Origin of the sequence: Pseudoxanthomonas spadix BD-a59, from assembly GCF_000233915.3 — a bacterium.
Classification (GTDB): domain Bacteria; phylum Pseudomonadota; class Gammaproteobacteria; order Xanthomonadales; family Xanthomonadaceae; genus Pseudoxanthomonas_A; species Pseudoxanthomonas_A spadix.
This window is the reverse complement of sequence record NC_016147.2, coordinates 3,146,690-3,163,595: the sequence shown is the minus strand read 5'-3', so window position 1 is coordinate 3,163,595 and position 16,906 is coordinate 3,146,690. Positions and strand designations below refer to the sequence as shown.

The window sequence follows — 16,906 nt, the reverse complement described above, 5'->3', positions numbered from 1 at the left end:
CATGCCGTTGAGCCTCAATGAAATCCGCGACCGCGCGCGTGCGTTCGCCACTGAATGGTCGGGTGAAACCAGCGAACGCGCCGAGGCGCAAAGCTTCTGGAACGACTTCTTCAACGTCTTCGGCATCAGGCGTCGCAGCGTGGCGATCTACGAACAGAAGGCCAGGCGCTTCACCGGCAGCCAGCACGGCCGCATCGACGTGTTCTGGCCCGGGGTCATGCTGGCCGAGCACAAGAGCGCCGGAGTCGATCTGGACGCGGCCTTCGACCAGGCCACCGATTACTTCGCCGGCCTTTCTGAGGCCGAAAAGCCGCAGTACGTGCTGGTCAGCGATTTCGCCCGTTTCCGCCTGCACGACCTGGAAGGCGATGCGGTGCCGGTGGAGTTTCCCCTGGCCGAGCTGCACCGGCACATCGGCCGGTTCGGGTTCATCAGCGGCTATCAGACCCGCAGCTACAAGGAAGAAGATCCGGTCAACGTGCAGGCCGCCGAGCGCATGGGCCGGCTGCACGACGCGCTCAAGGCCGCCGGCTATGACGGCCACGCGCTGGAATTGCTGCTGGTGCGGCTGCTGTTCTGCCTGTTCGCCGACGACACCGGCATCTTCGCGCGGCAGGCCTTTCACGACCTGATCTGGCAACGCACCAGTGCCGACGGCGCCGACCTGGGTCTGTGGCTCGGCCGCCTGTTCCAGGTCCTGGACACGCCGCCGGAAAAGCGCCAGCGCACCCTGGACGCACAACTGGCCGAGCTGCCCTACGTCAACGGCAAGCTGTTTGCCGAAGCCCTGCCGCTGGCCGACTTCGATGCCGCCATGCGCGGCCTGCTGCTGGATGCCAGCGCCCTGGACTGGAGCCGGATCAGCCCGGCCATCTTTGGCTCGATGTTCCAGTCGGTAATGGATGCCAAGGCCCGCCGCAACCTGGGCGCGCACTACACCAGCGAAAAGAACATCCTCAAGCTGATCGGACCGCTGTTCCTGGATGGCCTGAAGGACGAGCTGGCCAAGGCCGGGCACGACGAGAAGAAGCTCGCGCAGCTGCACCGCACCCTGGCCACGCTGACCTTCCTGGACCCGGCCTGCGGCTGCGGCAACTTCCTGGTGATTGCCTACCGCGAACTGCGCGCGCTGGAACTGGAGCTGCTCAAGCGCCAGTTTGCCCGCCAGCAATCGGTGCTGGCGCACGTGCAGGACCACGTGCTGGTGGACGTGGACCAGTTCCACGGCATCGAGATCGAGGAATTCCCGGCCCAGATCGCCCAGGTGGCGATGTGGCTGATGGACCACCAGATGAACCTGCGCGTGGCCGAGCAGTTCGGCGAAAACGTGGTGCGCCTGCCACTGAAGAAGTCGGCCACCATCGTGCACGGCAATGCGTTGCGGATGGACTGGAACGAGGTCGTGCCTGCCGGGAAGCTGGCCTACCTGCTGGGGAATCCGCCGTTTGTGGGCCATCATTACCAGAGCGATGCGCAGAAGGGCGACCAGGCCCATGTGATGTGGGAAATCCGTGCGCACGGGGTCCTGGATTTCGTGGCGAACTGGTACATCAAGGCGGCCGATTACATACAGGCCAATCCAGCGATCCGTTGTGCGTTCGTTTCGACCAATTCAATCACCCAGGGCGAACAGGTCGGGCTGCTGTGGCCGTTGCTGTTGTCGAAGGGGGTGCACATCCAGTTCGCGCATCGCACTTTCCAGTGGAACAACGAAGCTCGGGGCATCGCAGCCGTGCACTGCGTCATCATCGGGTTCGGATTGCGCGATCCTGCCAACAAGCGGATCTTTGATTATTCCGATATCCGCGGCGAGCCGCACGAGCTTTCAGCGGCGAACATCAATCCATATCTGGTCGATGCGCCAGATGTGGTCTTGGCCAATCGCAGCGATCCGATCAGCGATGCGCCGCGCATGTCGTGGGGAAACAAGCCCACAGATGGCGGTCATTTCATCCTGTCACCGGACGAAAAAGATCGGTTGCTGGAGAAGGAGCCAAACGCCGGCAAGTTCGTGCGCACCTACATGAGCGGTGGCGACTTCATCAATGGGGAGCAGCGCTATTGCCTGTGGCTGAAAGATGCCACGCCCCAGGAGCTGAAGGCGCTGCCGGAAGTGATGAAGCGAGTGGAAGCGGTGAAGCGCAGCCGGCTTGAAAGCAAGGCGGCATCGACGCGCGATTATGCCCGCTATCCCACCCGGTTCCGGCAGATCTCGCAGCCCGATTCTGATTATCTTGCCATCCCGGAAGTCTCTTCGGAGCGGCGCACGTACATTCCCATCGCGTTCCTGTCGAAGGATGTGATTTGCAGCAACAAGATCCAGTTCGTTCCAGATGCGACGTTATTCCACTTCGGCATATTGAGCTGCGCCATGCACATGGCTTGGGTCCGCGCCGTTTGTGGCCGTCTAAAAAGCGACTTCAGTTATTCAAACACCATCGTCTACAACAACTTCCCGTGGCCCGAGCTGGCCAGCCCTTCTCCCTCCGGGAGAAGGTGCCCCAAAGGGGCGGATGAGGGCGCTTTGCCCACCCGCAAGCGCCCACTTCCGGCCGAAACCATTGCCTTCGCCCGCGGCCTGCGCCGCGACGCCACCAATGCCGAACAGCGCATGTGGCAGCTGTTGCGCGACCGCCGCCTGGGCGGGTTCAAGTTCCGCCGCCAGCAGCCCTTTCCTCCTTACACGGTGGATTTCTATTGCGATGCCGCCCGGTTGTGCATCGAACTCGACGGCGGCCAGCATGCGGACGATGCGGCGCGCGACGCACGGCGCGATGCCTCCCTGCAAGCGCGCGGCCTGCGGGTGCTGCGGTTCTGGAACGATGCGGTCCTGCGCGAGACCGAGAGCGTGCTGGGTGTGGTGTGGGATGCGTTGCATGAAGAGCTGCCCTCATCCGGCGCTGCGGGGCACTTTCCCCCGGGAGGAGAAGGGCATCCCTCATCCGCCCCTTCGGGGCACCTTCTCCCGGGGGGAGAAGGGAACAGCGGGCTTCTCCCGGGGAGAGAAGGGAACAGCGGGCTTATGCCGGGGGGAGAAGGGAGCAGCGGGCTTATGCCGGGGGGAAAAGGGGACGGCAAATATCGCGTTGCCATCGAGGCGGCTGCGCAGGCCGTGCTCGATGCCCGTGCGCAGTTTCCGGATGCCACGCTGGCCGATCTCTACGACCCGCTGACCATGCCGCCGGCCTTGGTCAAGGCGCACCAGAAACTGGACAGGGCGGTGGACGCAGCTTACCTGGCCGCCGAAAAAGCCGCTGGCCGCAAGCCGCCGAAACTGGGCAGCGACGCCGAGCGGGTGGCATTCCTGTTTGAACGCTACCAGGCCCTGACCAGTCTGTTGCCTGCCGTCAAGCCCCGCTCCGCGCCACCCAGGCGCGCATCCCGAACAACGCCATGAATCTTCCCGGTTACCCCTTCACCCCCAAGCGCTTCGAGGTGCGTCCGGGCATTGCCATGTCCTACCTGGACCAAGGTCCGCGCGAAGGCGAGGTGGTGGTGATGCTGCACGGCAATCCGTCGTGGAGTTACTACTGGCGCAAGCTGGTCAGCGGCCTGTCCGACCGGTATCGCTGCATCGTGCCCGACCACGTGGGCATGGGCCTGTCGGACAAGCCCGACGATGGCGGCGGGCTGGCCCATCCGCACGGCCGCGCCGCGCCGGCCTACGACTACACGCTGGCCTGTCGGGTGGAGGACCTGCAGGCGCTGCTGCGCCATGCCGGGATTGACGACACCACGCCGGTGACCCTGGCGGTGCACGACTGGGGCGGCATGATCGGCTTCGGCTGGGCGCTGTCGCACGCATCACAGGTCAAGCGGCTGGTGATCACCAACACCGCGGCCTTTCCGCTGCCGGCGGCCAAGCCGATGCCCTGGCAGATCGCGCTGGGTCGTGATTCGCTGTTCGGGTCCTTCATCATCCGCGCGTTCAATGCCTTTTCCGGCGGCGCCTCGTACCTGGGCGTGGCGAAGAAGCTGCCGGCCGATGTGCGCCGCGCCTACGTCGCACCCTACGACAGCTGGGCGCACCGGATCTCCACGGTGCGCTTCATGCAGGACATTCCGCTCTCGCCCGCCGACCGTGCCTGGGCGTTGCTGGAAGCGGCGGGCCGGGCGCTGCCGGCGTTCGCCGATCGCCCAGCGTTCATCGGCTGGGGCCTGAAGGACTTCGTGTTCGACAGGCACTTCCTGGATGGCTTCCGCCGCGCGCTGCCCGCCGCCCAGGTCAGCGCCTTCGACGATGCCGGCCACTACGTGCTGGAAGACAAGGCAGCGGAACTGGTCCCTGCGATCCGCAGGTTTCTGGATGCCCATCCGCTGTGATCTGGCTAAGATGAACCGGCGCCAGGCGTGCCTCACCGACGATGTGTCGGGATTGTGGAGAACAGGTAGATGCTGATCACTCGACTCAGGCTGAAGAACTGGCGCAATTTCCGGGAATTCGATGCGCCGCTTGAGCTGCATGCCTTCGTGATTGGCGCCAACGCATCGGGTAAATCCAACCTTTTGGATGTCTTTCGTTTCCTGCGCACCGTGGCCCAAATCGATGGCGGTGGCTTGCAGAAGGCACTCAAGGAGCGGGGCGGCATCAGCAAGCTTCGCAGCCTTCACGCCCGCAAGGACCCCGAGATCAGCATCGAGGTCGAGTTGAGTGAGTCCTCGGATGAGGACGCTGCCAGGTGGACCTATGCCTTGTCCTTCAAGGCTGAAGGCAAGGGTGCACAGCGTGTTCTGATCACACGGGAAGTGGTGTCCCACAACGGCTTGGAAATCCTGAATCGCCCGGAAAAGGTTGATTTGGAGGATGAGGTGAGGCTGACCCAGACCCATCTCGAACAAATCAATAACAACGCCAGTTTCCGGCAACTGGCCGACTTTTTTTCCGCGACTACGTATCTGCATCTTGTCCCCCAGTTGCTGAAGTTCAGCGATGAAATCAGCGGCAGGGTGCTGGAAAGTGATCCTTTCGGACAGGGGCTCCTGCAGAGGATTGCGCGGACACCGCAGAAGACCCAGGCGGCGCGACTGAAGAGGATCGCTCAGGCGCTCGCTGTCGCTGTTCCGCTGTTTTCGGAGTTGCAGTTCAAGAAGGATGATGTCACCGGGGCGCCACATCTGGAGGCGCGTTTTACCCACTGGCGCGAACATGGCGCCTGGCAAAGAGAAGAGCAGCTTTCGGATGGCACACTGCGATTGATCGGCCTGCTCTGGGCGCTCCAGGAGGGCGACGGATTGCTTCTTTTGGAAGAGCCTGAGCTTTCTCTCAATGATGCGATTGTTGAATACATTCCATTGATGATCGAGCGTGTGCTGCGCAGCCGAAAAAAGGGTGAACGACAGGTCCTGGTCACGACGCACAGCGATAACCTGATTGCCGCGGTCAGTGATCCGAGCGCTGTTCTTCTTTTGGAGCCGGGCCAAAACGGCACCACGGCACGTGCGCCGAACGAGGAGGAGCTTGCAGCCATGGAGAATGGCCTGAACCCTGCCGAGGTCCTGCTTCCGAAGACTCGCCCAGCGCGTATCGAGCAAATGGGCTTGTTCTGATGGACCAGATGTATGTGATTGGCGAGGACGCGGTCAGTTGCGCGCTGGGTGCCTGTCTGGTCACAAAGGTGCTTGGAATGCGCCTGGCTCAGCCGGCGATCGACACCGGTGGTGTGACCAAACTGCAATCCAATCTTCACCGTTACTTTGGCCTGGTCAACCTGGCGCCGGTCCTGTGCATTGCAGACACCGATGGTGGCTGCGCGGTACAGCTGCTGCAACGATGGCTTCCGGCCAAGCCGCCTTCGGGGTTTTTTCTGAGACTGGCGATTCCAGAGGCAGAAAGCTGGCTGCTTGCAGACAGGGAAGGGGTGTCGATTTTTTTCGGGGTCGCACAGGCCAAGGTCCCGCCCCGGCCGGACGCACTGATAGACCCGAAGCGCGAAGTGTTGAAGATCGCACTTCGCTCGAAGCGGCGCATCTTCAGGCAAGAAATGGTCTCGCCCAGCGACCAGACCAAGCAGGGTGCTGGCTACAACCTTCATCTTTGCGACTTCGTCGCGCGCCACTGGGACCCTGAACGCTCCCTGCCCAATTCTCCCAGCCTTGCCCGTGCGGTGCAGCGCTTGGAACATTTGAGGCAGCGTTAGCGCAGTAATGTCGACCAGTCTTCGGGCGTCAGCAGCGGCAGGCCGTGGGCGGTGCGGGCCTTGTCGCATTGGGCGCTGGCCACGCCGTGTTCCCAGGACGCATCCACTTCGCGGCAGACGCTGGGCCGCAGCGGATGGATGGTGCAGCGCGAGCGGGTGCCGATGTCGGCATCCAGCGCGATGCAACGCGGCTGGCGTTCCCAGGTGCCGCGCATGGCCAGGCGGTGGGCGTCGAGCCTTTCGGTCAGCGCCTCCGGGACGCTGCCACCCAGCTCCGGATCGGCTTCGGACCAATGCAGGCTGACGCGGAAGGTGGCGCAGCAGGCGCCGCAGCGCAGGCAGGGATGCATGTGGGCAAGGACGAAGCGGTGGACGGTGGAAGCAAAGGGATCGCGGCGCCGATCATGCCCGAAGCCGGCCCGCGCGCAAGCCATTGGCCGCGCCGCCGGCCCAGCGGCGACAATAGGCCGATGACCACCGTCTGCAACATCGCCGCCCGTTTGCCGGAGCTGGCCCGCGAACGCCCCGACCAGATCGCGCTGCGCTGCCCGGGGCGCAAGGGCGCCTACGACATCCAGCTGAGCTACGCACAGCTGGACGCGCGCAGCGATGCCATTGCCGCGGGCCTGGGCCAGTACGGCATTGGCCGCGGCACCCGCAGCGTGGTGATGGTGCGGCCCTCGCCGGAATTCTTCCTGCTGATGTTCGCGCTGTTCAAGGCCGGCGCGGTACCGGTGCTGGTCGATCCGGGCATCGATCGGCGCGCGCTGAAGCAGTGCCTGGATGAGGCGCAGCCTGAGGCCTTCATCGGCATCCCGTTGGCGCAGGTGGCGCGCCTGGCGCTGGGCTGGGCGCGCAGCGCGAAGAAGATCGTCACGGCCGGCGCCAGACTCGGTTGGGGCGGCACCACGCTGGCACGGATCGAGCGCATCGGCACCGGCGCCGGTCCGCAACTGGCCGCCACCGGTGGCGAGGACCTCGCCGCGATCCTGTTCACCAGCGGCTCGACCGGCGTGCCCAAGGGGGTGGTCTACCGGCATCGCCATTTCGCAGGCCAGATCGAACTGCTGCGCAATGCCTTCGGCATGGTGCCCGGCGGGGTGGACCTGCCGACCTTCCCGCCGTTTGCCTTGTTCGATCCGGCCCTGGGCCTGACCAGCGTGATCCCGGACATGGATCCCACCCGCCCGGCGAATGCCGATCCGGCCAAGCTGCATGCGGCGATCAAGCGCTTCGGGGTGACCCAGCTGTTCGGTTCACCGGCGCTGATGCGGGTGCTGGCCGAATACGGCCATCCACTGCCGACAGTGAAGCAGGTGACCTCGGCCGGGGCGCCGGTGCCGCCGGAGATCGTGGAGAAGATCCGTAGCCTGCTGCCCGACGACGGCCAGTTCTGGACGCCCTACGGCGCCACCGAATGCCTGCCGGTGGCGGTGATCGAGGGCCGCGAACTGGAAGCCACGCGCGCGGCCACCGAAGCCGGCGCCGGCACCTGCGTCGGCCATGCGGTGGCGCCGAATGAAGTGCGCATCATCGCCATCGACGATGCCGCCATCGAGGACTGGTCCGGCACGCGCGAAGTGCCGCCGGGCGTGGTCGGCGAAATCACCGTGGCCGGACCGACCGCGACCGACAGCTACTTCAACCGCGACTCGGCGGCCAGACTCGCCAAGATCCGCCAGACGCTGGCCGATGGCAGCACCCGCATCGTCCATCGCATGGGCGATGTCGGCTATTTCGATGCGGCCGGGCGGCTGTGGTTCTGTGGGCGCAAGACCCAGCGCGTGGAAACCGCGCATGGCCCGCTGTACACCGAGCAGGTCGAGCCGGTGTTCAATGTCCATGGCCAGGTGCGGCGCACCGCGCTGGTGGGCGTGGGCGCGGCAGGGGCGCAGCGTCCGGTGCTGTGTTTCGAACTGCGGCCGGGCGTGCCGAGGATGCAGCGCCCGGCCGTCGAAGCCGAGCTGCGTGCCATCGCCGGCCGGCACCAGGCGCTGCGCGGCATCGACACCTTTCTGTGCCATCCGCGCTTCCCGGTGGACATCCGCCACAACGCCAAGATCGGCCGCGAGAAGCTGGCCGTCTGGGCGGCCCGACAACTGGAGCGCAGCGCATGAGGATCCTGGTCACCGGCGGCGGTGGGTTTTTGGGCCAGGCGCTGTGCCGTGGGCTGGTCGAACGCGGACATGCGGTCATCAGCTTCCAGCGCAGTCATTCGCCGGCGCTGGCTGCGCTGGGCGTGGACCAGCTCCAGGGCGACCTGGCCGATGCGCATGCGGTGACCGGCGCGGTGTCCGGCGTCGATGCGGTGTTCCACAACGCCGCCAAGGCCGGCGCCTGGGGCAGCTACGCCAGCTATCACAGCGCCAATGTCACCGGCACCGACAACGTGATCGCGGCCTGTCGCGCCAGCGGCGTGACCCGGCTGGTCTACACCTCCACGCCCAGCGTGACCCACCGCGCCACCCATCCGGTCGAAGGCCTGGGCGCCGATGAAGTGCCCTACGGCGAAAACTTGCAGGCGCCGTATGCGGCAACCAAGGCCATCGCGGAAAAGTCGGTGCTGGCCGCCAACGATGCGCAGCTGGCCACCATCGCGCTGCGTCCGCGCCTGATCTGGGGCCCGGGTGACCAGCAGATCCTGCCGCGCCTGGTCGAGCGCGCGCGCAGCGGGCGGCTGCGCCTGGTGGGCGACGGCAGCAACAAGGTGGACACCACGTATATCGACAACGCCGCGCAGGCGCACCTGGATGCGTTCGATCATCTGGCGCCGGGCGCGGCCTGCGCGGGCAAGGCGTACTTCATTTCCAACGGCGAGCCCTGGCCGATGCGCGAGGTGCTCAATGCGCTGCTGGCGGCGACCGGCACGCCGCCGGTGCACAAGACCCTCTCGTTCAGGGCCGCCTACCGCCTCGGCGCGGTCTGCGAGGCGGCCTGGCAGCTGCTGCCACTCAAGGGTGAGCCGCCGCTGACGCGTTTTCTGGCCGAACAGCTGTGCACCCCGCACTGGTACTCGATGGAACCGGCGCGGCGTGATTTCGGCTACGTCCCGCGCGTGTCGATGGCCGAAGGCCTGGTGCGCCTGAAAACCGCGTGGAAACAGCCGCGCTGATCCTCACGCCGCCGCGATGTCACAGACGACAGGCTGCGCGCACGCCGATCCGCGCGTACCTCAAGGGACCACCGACATGCTGCACTACGCCATCGTCTTCCTGGTCATCGCCCTGATCGCCGGGGTGCTGGGTTTCAGCGGGATCGCCGGCACTGCCTCCAATATCGCCTGGATCCTGTTCGTGGTGTTCCTGATCCTGGCGGTGGTCTCGTTCTTCCGCAAAAAGGTCTGACGCCAAGGCTTTTGTGTGGGCAGGCGGCACCGCCAACCGGCCCGCCGTGGGCAGGCCACGTTTGGCACTGCTGGGCGAAGCCGTGGAAGTCGATCGCGCTCGGCAGGGGATTGGCGCCGCGTCCTGCGCCTGGAGCTGGGCGCTGGTCTGCCCGGCGGCTGCGCTCGGCCCCCGGTTAGAATGCCGGCCATGCCGCCGACCCCCTTTGACGCCCTCAAACCGCTGGCCGGCCGCGCGCTGGAGGCTGCCCTCAACCGCGCCATCGCGCTGGACCCGGACACCCGCGACGCGCTGGCGCCGTTGGCCGGCCGCCGTATCCAGATCACCGTGGACTCGCCGCCGCTGGCCCTGGAGATTGCGGTCGAGGCCCAGCGCCTGCATGTCGGTCCGGTCGGGGCCGGCGAGGAGCCTGATCTGGCCGTGCGCAGCACCGTGGGCGGCCTGCTGGGCCAGCTGCCGGGTCTGTTGGGCAGCGCGTTCCGCAGGGATGACGCGCCTGCGCCGGTGGGCAAGTTGCACGTGTCCGGCGATGCCGATCTGGCGCGTCGCCTGCAGACCCTGGCCATGCGCTTCGATCCGGACTGGCAGCAGCCGTTGGTGACGCTGTTTGGCGAAGTGCTGGGCGTGCAGATCGCCCAGGGCGTGCGCGCCGCACTGCTCAGGCTGCACGAAACGGGCAGCGAGCTGGCCACCAGCGCGGCCGAATACGTCACCGAGGAGTCGCGCGACGTGGTCGCCCGCGCCGAGCTGGAAGCCTTCCACGACGACGTCGATGTCCTGCGCGATGATCTCGAGCGCCTGGCTGCGCGCCTGAGCCGCCTGGCTGCCCGCGCATGATGCTGCCGGGCATGAAGAGCGTGCGCGCGGCGCTGCGCGCCAACAGGATCGGCCGCGTGTTGATCCGCTATCGCCTGGATGCGCTGCTGGACGGCACCCCGGCCGAGCCGTGGCTGAAGCTGGCGCGGCCGTTCGTGCCACGCGCGCGCGAGGACATCGCCGCGCTGAGCCGCGGCGCGCGCCTGCGCATGGTCCTGCAGGAACTGGGGCCGATCTTCGTCAAGTTCGGCCAGATCCTGTCCACCCGCCGCGACCTGATGCCGCCGGACGTGGCCGAGGAACTGACCCTGCTGCAGGACCGGGTCAAGCCATTCGACGGCGACACCGCGCTGCGCATCGTCGAAAAAGCACTGGGCATTCCGATCGAGGTGGCGTTTGCCTCGTTCGACACCACGCCGCTGGCCTCGGCCTCGATCGCCCAGGTGCATGCGGCCACGTTGCATGACGGCCGCCAGGTGGTGGTCAAGGTGCTGCGTCCGGACATCGAGGTGCAGATCGCCGGCGACATCGCCCTGCTCAAGTCCGGCGCGGCCCTGCTCGACTACGCACACCCGTCGGCCGACAAGATCCGGCCGAAGGAAATCGTCGCCGAGATCGAAGGCACCCTGGCCGCCGAACTGGACCTGCAACGCGAAGGCGCCAACGCCAGCGTGATGCGCCGGTTCTGGGCCGATTCGCCGGACCTGTACGTGCCGGAGATCATCTGGAGTCACACCGCCGAGCGCGCGCTGACCATGGAGCGCGTCGACGGCATTCCCTCCGACGACATCGCCGCCCTGGATGCGGCCGGCATCGACCGCAAGGCGCTGGCGGCCAAGGGCGTGCGCGTGTTCTACACCCAGGTGTTCCGCGACAACTTCTTCCATGCCGATGCCCATGCCGGCAACATCTGGGTCGACACCGACCCGGCGCGCAAGGCCAACCCGCGGTTCATCGCGCTGGATTTCGGCATCGTCGGCCAGCTCTCGCAGCAGGACCAGTACTACCTGGCCGAGAACTTCATGGCCATCTTCAACAAGGATTACCGGCGCATCGCCGAGCTGCACGTGGAAGCGGGCTGGATGCCGGCCACGGTGCGCATCGACGAGCTGGAGGCCGCGGCACGGGCGGTGTGCGAGCCGTACTTCACCCGGCCGCTGAGCGAGATCTCGCTGGCGCAGGTGCTGATCAAGCTGTTCCGCACCGCGCAGAAGTACGAGCTGACCCTGCAGCCGCAGTTGATCCTGCTGCAGAAGACCCTGCTCAACATCGAAGGCGTCGGCCGCCAGCTCGATCCGCAGCTGGACATCTGGGCGGTGGCCAAGCCCGTGCTGGAGCGCATCCTGGTCGAGCGCTACAGCCCCAGGCGTGCGCTCGAGGAACTGCGCAAGCGGCTGCCGGAAATCCTGACCCACGCCCCGGACATGCCGCGCCTGGTGCACAGCTGGCTCAAGCAGCAGGTGGAGGGCAAGCACGAACTGGCCATGCGTTCGAAGGACCTGGCTGCGCTCAACCTGACATTGCAGCGCCTGCAGCGGCGCGTGGTCACCGCGATCGCCGGTGCCGGTCTGTTGGGCGCCGCTGCGGTGCTGCACGCCTTCGGCGTGGGCGGCCCGGTGTTGTTCCATGTGCCGCTGTGGACCTGGTTGAGCGGCGGCCTGGGCGCGATCGCGCTGCTGTCGGCGTGGTGGCGGCGCTGAACGGTGTGCTTCCTTCCTTCTCCCCTCGGGAGAATTTGTCCGAAGATCGGTTGTCCAAGCTGCTTCAAGCGGCCCGGCTCGATCGTCAGTGGCCCGCGGGGTTCGTGATTTCGTGCCGAAAACCTCGCCCAGGGCGGGAAAAGCGCGCAGGCGCCGTCATGCCCGCTGAGGCGCAGATCAGCGGGCCGACCTTAATGAACAGGGGAGCCTCACGCGTGGTTAGACTAAAGTACAACGAAAATTTAAGGAATGGGTTGTGCACGTCAGTGGCGGGGACCGTCGCGCTCATGGAGAATGGGTCCGTACTGCTGCGCATGGAGGCCGCGGCGCTGGGTTTGCAGCTGAAATGATGCGCAGGCCAAAAAATGGAAGGCTTTTTTCTTATTCAAATATTGGCAGTGATTGATAAAGGCGAGGGAACATCATGTTGACGAGCAAAAATGTGTTGGCGGTGGCTGTGGGTGCCGTCTGTGCGGCCGTGAGCGGGAGTGGATTTGCTGCGGCGCTGGATCGCTCCGGACAGTCCATTGCAGCATTTCTCAGGCCGGGTAATTATGCGGAGTACGGTGGCTCGTTCCTCAATCCCGCCGTGGAGGGCAAGGACAAGAGTGGCAATCCCACGGGAGACATGGCTGGTAGCTATAACTTCATCGGTGCAGCGATAAAGTTCCAGCCCACCGAGCGATTCTCTTTCGGGTTTATCTATGACGAACCTTTTGGGGCCTCTGCCGGGTACCGGGGCAACAACGATTTTGTCTCCAGGCCGACGGACGTGGTATTGGCCGGCTTGCCGGTCGTCACCGGGCCAAGCATTGTCAGTAATGGCCAGCTGGCTGCATTCGGCCTGAATACCGATCTCACCGGCAATACCGATGTCTCGGTGACCACCAAAAGTCTCTCGGCGATCGTTGGGTTCAAGCCCATGGAACGGTTGACCCTTTATGGCGGTGGCGTCTATCAGGAGCTTGAAGGGAACGTGCAGCTGCATGGCTCGACCTATTCGGCATTCAACGGCTATGGCGCTGAGCTGAGCACCGAGCGCGAGTGGGGCTGGCTGGCTGGCGTTGCGTACGAGATTCCCGAGATTGCGCTGAAGGTCTCGCTCACCTATCGATCCGAGATCGATTACGAGTTCGATGCAAAGGAATCGCTGCCGCTGGCCGATGCGCTGGGCGCCAACAGTGCACAGCTCGGTGGCCTGGTGCAGGGGCTGGTCGCGGCAGGAAGCATTCCCGCGCAGAACGGCCAGGCCATCATCGGCATGCTGAACGGGCTCAGCGGTGGCTTGCCAGGAGGCACCACCGACATCACCTCGCCGCAGTCGGTCAATCTCGATTTCCAGAGCGGGATCATGGCCGACACGATCGCCTTCGGTAACGTCCGCTGGGTGCAGTGGTCCACATTCGCCATTCGTCCTGCGCAGTTTGGTCAGCTCGCCGAGGCTCTTGGTCCCCTGATCGGCCAGCCGAATGGATTCAATCTGGTGGACTACTCCAAGGACCAGTGGTCGGCCAACCTGGGCCTGGGGCGCAAGCTCGGCGAACAGCTCGGCGGCTCGTTCTCGGTGGGTTGGGACAGTGGTGCCGGCAACCCGGTGACCACGCTGGGGCCGACCGAAGGCTATTGGAATGTGGGGCTTGCGCTTCGCTACAACCCCACGCCCAAGGTCGAGATTTCCGCCGGCATCAAGTATTTCTGGCTTGGCGATGCCGAGGCCCAGACCGGTGCCCACAGCTACGCGGGTGATTTCGAGAACAACAATGCGATAGCGGGCGGTGTGAAGTTCGGCCTGAATTTCTAAGGCTCGCGCACAAGCGCCGATCCTGACCGCACCTGCTGGCGCCCCCTTGGCCGCCAGTTTTTTTTGGGCTGGCCGGTATGGACGTTGCGGTGACCACGGGGATGGATAATCGCGGCTGCGAACCCTGCCGTGACCCAATGCCCGAATTGACCTCGATTGCCATCCTTTATCAGGACGATCTGCTTGCCGTGGTCGACAAGCCGGCCGGGCTGATGGTCCATGACAGTGGCCTGGCGCGTGGCCAGGACCAGTTCCTGGCCGAGCACCTGCGCGCGCAGCTGGGCAAGCCGATCTTACTGATCCATCGGCTGGACCGCGGCACCAGCGGTTGCCTGCTGGTGGCCTTCGACCGCGACACGGCCTCGGCGCTGGGCAAGGCCTTCATGTCGCGCGCCGTTGAGAAGGATTACCTGGCCGTCTGCCGCGGCTGGCCGGAGCAGCAGTTCACCATCGACCACGACCTGGATGGTGGGCCCGGCAGGCCGGCCAGGAAGCAGGCCATCACCGGTTTCGTGCGCCTGGCCACCGGCGAGCTGGACATCCCCTCAGGCGGCTTTGAGACCTCGCGCTATGCGTTGCTGCGCTGCCGCCCGCACACCGGGCGCTTCCGCCAGATCCGTCGGCATCTCAAGCATGCCTTCCATCACCTGATCGGCGATACCAGCCACGGCGAGGGCCGGCACAACCGCGCGTTCCGCATGCGCGGCGTACAGCGCATGCTGCTGCATGCGCGGCGGCTGTCGTTCCTGCATCCGGCCACCGGCGTGCGGATCGAGGCGCTGGCGCCGCTGGATGCCGAGTTCGCCAGGGCACTGGACCTGTTCGGCTGGGACCACCGGCTGCGTTAGGCGTGCAGGCTTACGCCACGCGCAGTGCGGCCATCACCAACAGCGCCAGGGTGCAGCCGAAACCGACAAACCACACCAGGCTGCGCAGGCCGGCGTGACCGGCGATATAGGCCAGGCCGTGGGCGACGCGCGCGGCCAGGATCACCAGGGCCAGTGTTGCCACGGTGTGGGCGCCGACATGGGCGGCCTGGGCCATCAGCACGCCAGCGGCAAACATCGGGAAGGCCTCGAAGCCGTTGAGCTGCGCCGCGTGCGCCCATTGCGAGCGCGGGTTGTCCTGCCGGGCCTGCCAGGCGCGCGGATTGCGGTTGTCGTAGCGGGCGCCGGCGCTGGCCTTGGCCACGCTGGTCCACAGGTAGGGCAGCAGCGCGACGATCAGCACGCACCAGTAGGCGACGGCGTAGGACATGGAAAGAGTTCCAGCGAAAGGGCGCGCGCAGCTTAGCGCCTGCGCCGATCGATGAAGCAAAAGGAAAGGCGCCTGGCGGCGCCTTTCCGATTTCTGCGTCCAAGCCGGCAGGTTATTTTCCTGCCGGCGCCTTCATCATCCTGTCGCGCGCGGCCTTGAACGGGTTGCCCTCGTACCAGTTGGGCCACTGGCCGTCGCTGGCCAGCGACTTGCCCACGCCGTAGACCAGCTCCAGGTCCTGCACGGTGCCGTCCAGTTTCCAGCTCGCCGGGTCGTATTCGTCGGCCGGGGAGTGGTAGCGGTGTTCGCCATAGTCCTTGGCATAGGCCTCGCCGGCGGCCTTGCCGCCTTCGACCAGGTCATCGCCGCCATCGGTGTACAGCGCCGGCACGCCGGCCTTGGCGAAATTGAAGTGGTCGGAGCGAAAGTAGAAACCGCTCTGCGGCGAGGATTCGGCATGCAGGGTCCGGCCCTGCATCTCGGCCAGCGGCTTGAGGATGTCCTCCAGCTGCGAGGCGCCGTAGCCGGTCACGGTCACATCGCGCGCCTTGCCCGCCACCGACATCGCATCGAGGTTGATCACTCCGGCGATCCTGTCGAGCGGGAAGGTCGGATGGGCCACGTAGTACTTGGAACCGAGCAGGCCCGATTCCTCCAGGGTCACCGCCAGAAACACCACCGAACGCTTCGGCTTGGGATCCTGGTGGGCGAACGCTTCGGCCACTTCCAGGATGCCGGCCACGCCGGTCGCGTTGTCGACCGCGCCGTTGTAGATGTTGTCGCCGTCCTCGCCCTCGTGCTTGCCCAGGTGGTCCCAGTGGGCCATGTACAGCACGGCCTGGTCCGGCTGCTCGCTGCCGGGCAGCACGCCGATCACGTTGCGCGATTGTTTTTCGGCGATGGTGCTGTTGAGGTCCAAGGACAGCCTGGCCTTGAGCGGCACCGGCTTGAAGCCGCGCCTGGAGGCATCCTTGTAGGCCTGGTCCAGGTCCAGCCCGGCCTTGGCGAACAGTGCGCGCGCCACGTCCTGGGTGATCCAGCCCTGCGCCGGCAGACGCGGCTCCGGATCGTCGCGGGCCGGCAGGTCGTACTGCGCGCCGGCCCAGGAATTCTTCACCACGTCCCAGCCATAGCTGGCGCCGAGCGGGTCGTGGATGATGATCGCCGCATCGGCGCCCTTGCGCGCGGCCTCTTCGAACTTGTAGGTCCAGCGGCCGTAGTAGGTCATCTTCTTGCCGTCGAACAGCGCCGCATCATCGGTGTGGAAGCCGGGGTCGTTGACCAGCATCACCACGGTCTTGCCCTCCCAGCGCTTGGCGCTGCCGTAGTCGTTCCACTTCTGCTCCGGCGCATCCACGCCGTAGCCGACGAACACCAGCTCGCTGTCCCTGATGCTGACCTGCGGCTTGCCGCTGCGCGTGCCGATCACCATCTGGTCGCCGAAGCTCAGCGTCTGGGTGCTGCCGTCGGCCTGGGTCACGGTCAGCGTGGTGGACGGATCGGCCGTGGTTTCCACCATCGGCACATCCTGGCTCCAACTGTCGCCGTTGCCGGGCTTCAGGCCGATGCGCTGCATCTGGGCGGCAATGTAGGCCACGGTCATGTCCTCGCCGGGCGAACCTGGGGCGCGGCCCTGGAAGGCATCGGAGGACAGGGTCTTGACCCGTTCGGCGAAATCTGCGGCGGTGATCTGCGGGGAGAAGGCATGCGGCGCGTCCGGCGCGGCGGCGGTCTGGACCGGCGGCGTGGAGGCGGCGGGCGCCGGATCGGGTTTCTTGCAGGCCGACAGCGCGGTCAGCGCGGCCAGGCCCAGCAGCAACGTGCGGGACATGCAGGTTCCTTGCAGGTGAC

Annotated in this window: 14 protein-coding genes; 11 read left to right on the top strand and 3 right to left on the bottom strand. The window is 65.8% G+C overall.

All coding sequences use genetic code 11. From position 1 onward, the window contains the following. Position 1 precedes the first annotated feature (1 nt). From DSC_RS17320 to DSC_RS14260, 4 genes are all read left to right on the top strand, one after another. A complete protein-coding gene (locus DSC_RS17320) occupies positions 2-3,397 on the top strand; it encodes a DNA methyltransferase (RefSeq protein WP_014161907.1) in 3,396 nt (1,131 codons plus the stop codon). Continuing rightward, positions 3,394-4,323 (top strand): alpha/beta fold hydrolase, encoded by a 930-nt coding sequence (locus tag DSC_RS14270; protein WP_014161906.1) that lies wholly within the window; start codon positions 3,394-3,396, stop codon positions 4,321-4,323. The genes DSC_RS17320 and DSC_RS14270 overlap by 4 nt, the downstream gene beginning before the upstream one ends. A gap of 69 nt (positions 4,324-4,392) precedes the next feature. Continuing rightward, a complete protein-coding gene (locus DSC_RS14265) occupies positions 4,393-5,547 on the top strand; it encodes an AAA family ATPase (protein ID WP_014161905.1) in 1,155 nt (384 codons plus the stop codon). Next, complete coding sequence (locus DSC_RS14260) at positions 5,547-6,137, top strand: hypothetical protein (protein WP_014161904.1); 591 nt, start codon at positions 5,547-5,549, stop codon at positions 6,135-6,137. Before DSC_RS14265 ends, DSC_RS14260 begins: the two co-directional genes overlap by 1 nt. Here DSC_RS14260 and DSC_RS14255 read toward each other — a convergent pair. After that, positions 6,134-6,487 (bottom strand): YkgJ family cysteine cluster protein, encoded by a 354-nt coding sequence (locus tag DSC_RS14255; RefSeq protein WP_014161903.1) that lies wholly within the window; start codon positions 6,485-6,487, stop codon positions 6,134-6,136. The two genes, DSC_RS14260 and DSC_RS14255, sit on opposite strands and share 4 nt — an antisense overlap. A gap of 120 nt (positions 6,488-6,607) precedes the next feature. Here DSC_RS14255 and oleC point away from each other — a divergent pair, with 120 nt between their 5' ends. The 7 genes from oleC (at position 6,608) to DSC_RS14220 (ending at position 14,646) form a co-directional block, all read left to right on the top strand. After that, positions 6,608-8,254: an olefin beta-lactone synthetase gene (gene oleC / locus DSC_RS14250; RefSeq protein ID WP_014161902.1), complete on the top strand. Its 1,647-nt coding sequence runs from the start codon at positions 6,608-6,610 to the stop codon at positions 8,252-8,254. Then, positions 8,251-9,249, top strand: coding sequence for a 2-alkyl-3-oxoalkanoate reductase (gene oleD, locus DSC_RS14245; protein ID WP_014161901.1), 999 nt, complete (start codon positions 8,251-8,253; stop codon positions 9,247-9,249). Before oleC ends, oleD begins: the two co-directional genes overlap by 4 nt. 76 nt (positions 9,250-9,325) lie before the next feature. Next, positions 9,326-9,481: a DUF1328 domain-containing protein gene (locus DSC_RS16330; RefSeq protein ID WP_014161900.1), complete on the top strand. Its 156-nt coding sequence runs from the start codon at positions 9,326-9,328 to the stop codon at positions 9,479-9,481. 189 nt (positions 9,482-9,670) lie between these two features. Then, entirely contained in the window at positions 9,671-10,318 is a 648-nt protein-coding gene (locus DSC_RS14235) for a ubiquinone biosynthesis accessory factor UbiJ (protein ID WP_014161899.1), read from the top strand. Positions 10,319-10,338: 20 nt separating this feature from the next. After that, on the top strand, positions 10,339-11,997 hold the full coding sequence (gene ubiB / locus DSC_RS14230; protein ID WP_043291444.1) for a ubiquinone biosynthesis regulatory protein kinase UbiB: 1,659 nt from the start codon (positions 10,339-10,341) through the stop codon (positions 11,995-11,997). A gap of 427 nt (positions 11,998-12,424) precedes the next feature. Beyond that, complete coding sequence (locus DSC_RS14225) at positions 12,425-13,798, top strand: outer membrane protein transport protein (RefSeq protein WP_202944894.1); 1,374 nt, start codon at positions 12,425-12,427, stop codon at positions 13,796-13,798. 137 nt (positions 13,799-13,935) lie between these two features. After that, positions 13,936-14,646: a pseudouridine synthase gene (locus DSC_RS14220; RefSeq protein ID WP_014161896.1), complete on the top strand. Its 711-nt coding sequence runs from the start codon at positions 13,936-13,938 to the stop codon at positions 14,644-14,646. 10 nt (positions 14,647-14,656) lie between these two features. Here the strand turns inward: DSC_RS14220 and DSC_RS14215 are convergent, their stop codons facing one another. Both DSC_RS14215 and DSC_RS14210 read right to left on the bottom strand, forming a co-directional pair. Further along, the gene (locus DSC_RS14215; RefSeq protein ID WP_014161895.1) at positions 14,657-15,055 is read right to left on the bottom strand and encodes an MAPEG family protein; all 399 of its coding nucleotides are present in this window, start codon (positions 15,053-15,055) and stop codon (positions 14,657-14,659) included. A gap of 112 nt (positions 15,056-15,167) precedes the next feature. Next, positions 15,168-16,886 carry a M28 family metallopeptidase gene (locus tag DSC_RS14210; protein ID WP_014161894.1) on the bottom strand — a complete coding sequence of 573 codons (1,719 nt, stop codon included), beginning with the start codon at positions 16,884-16,886 and terminating at the stop codon, positions 15,168-15,170. Positions 16,887-16,906: the final 20 nt, after the last annotated feature.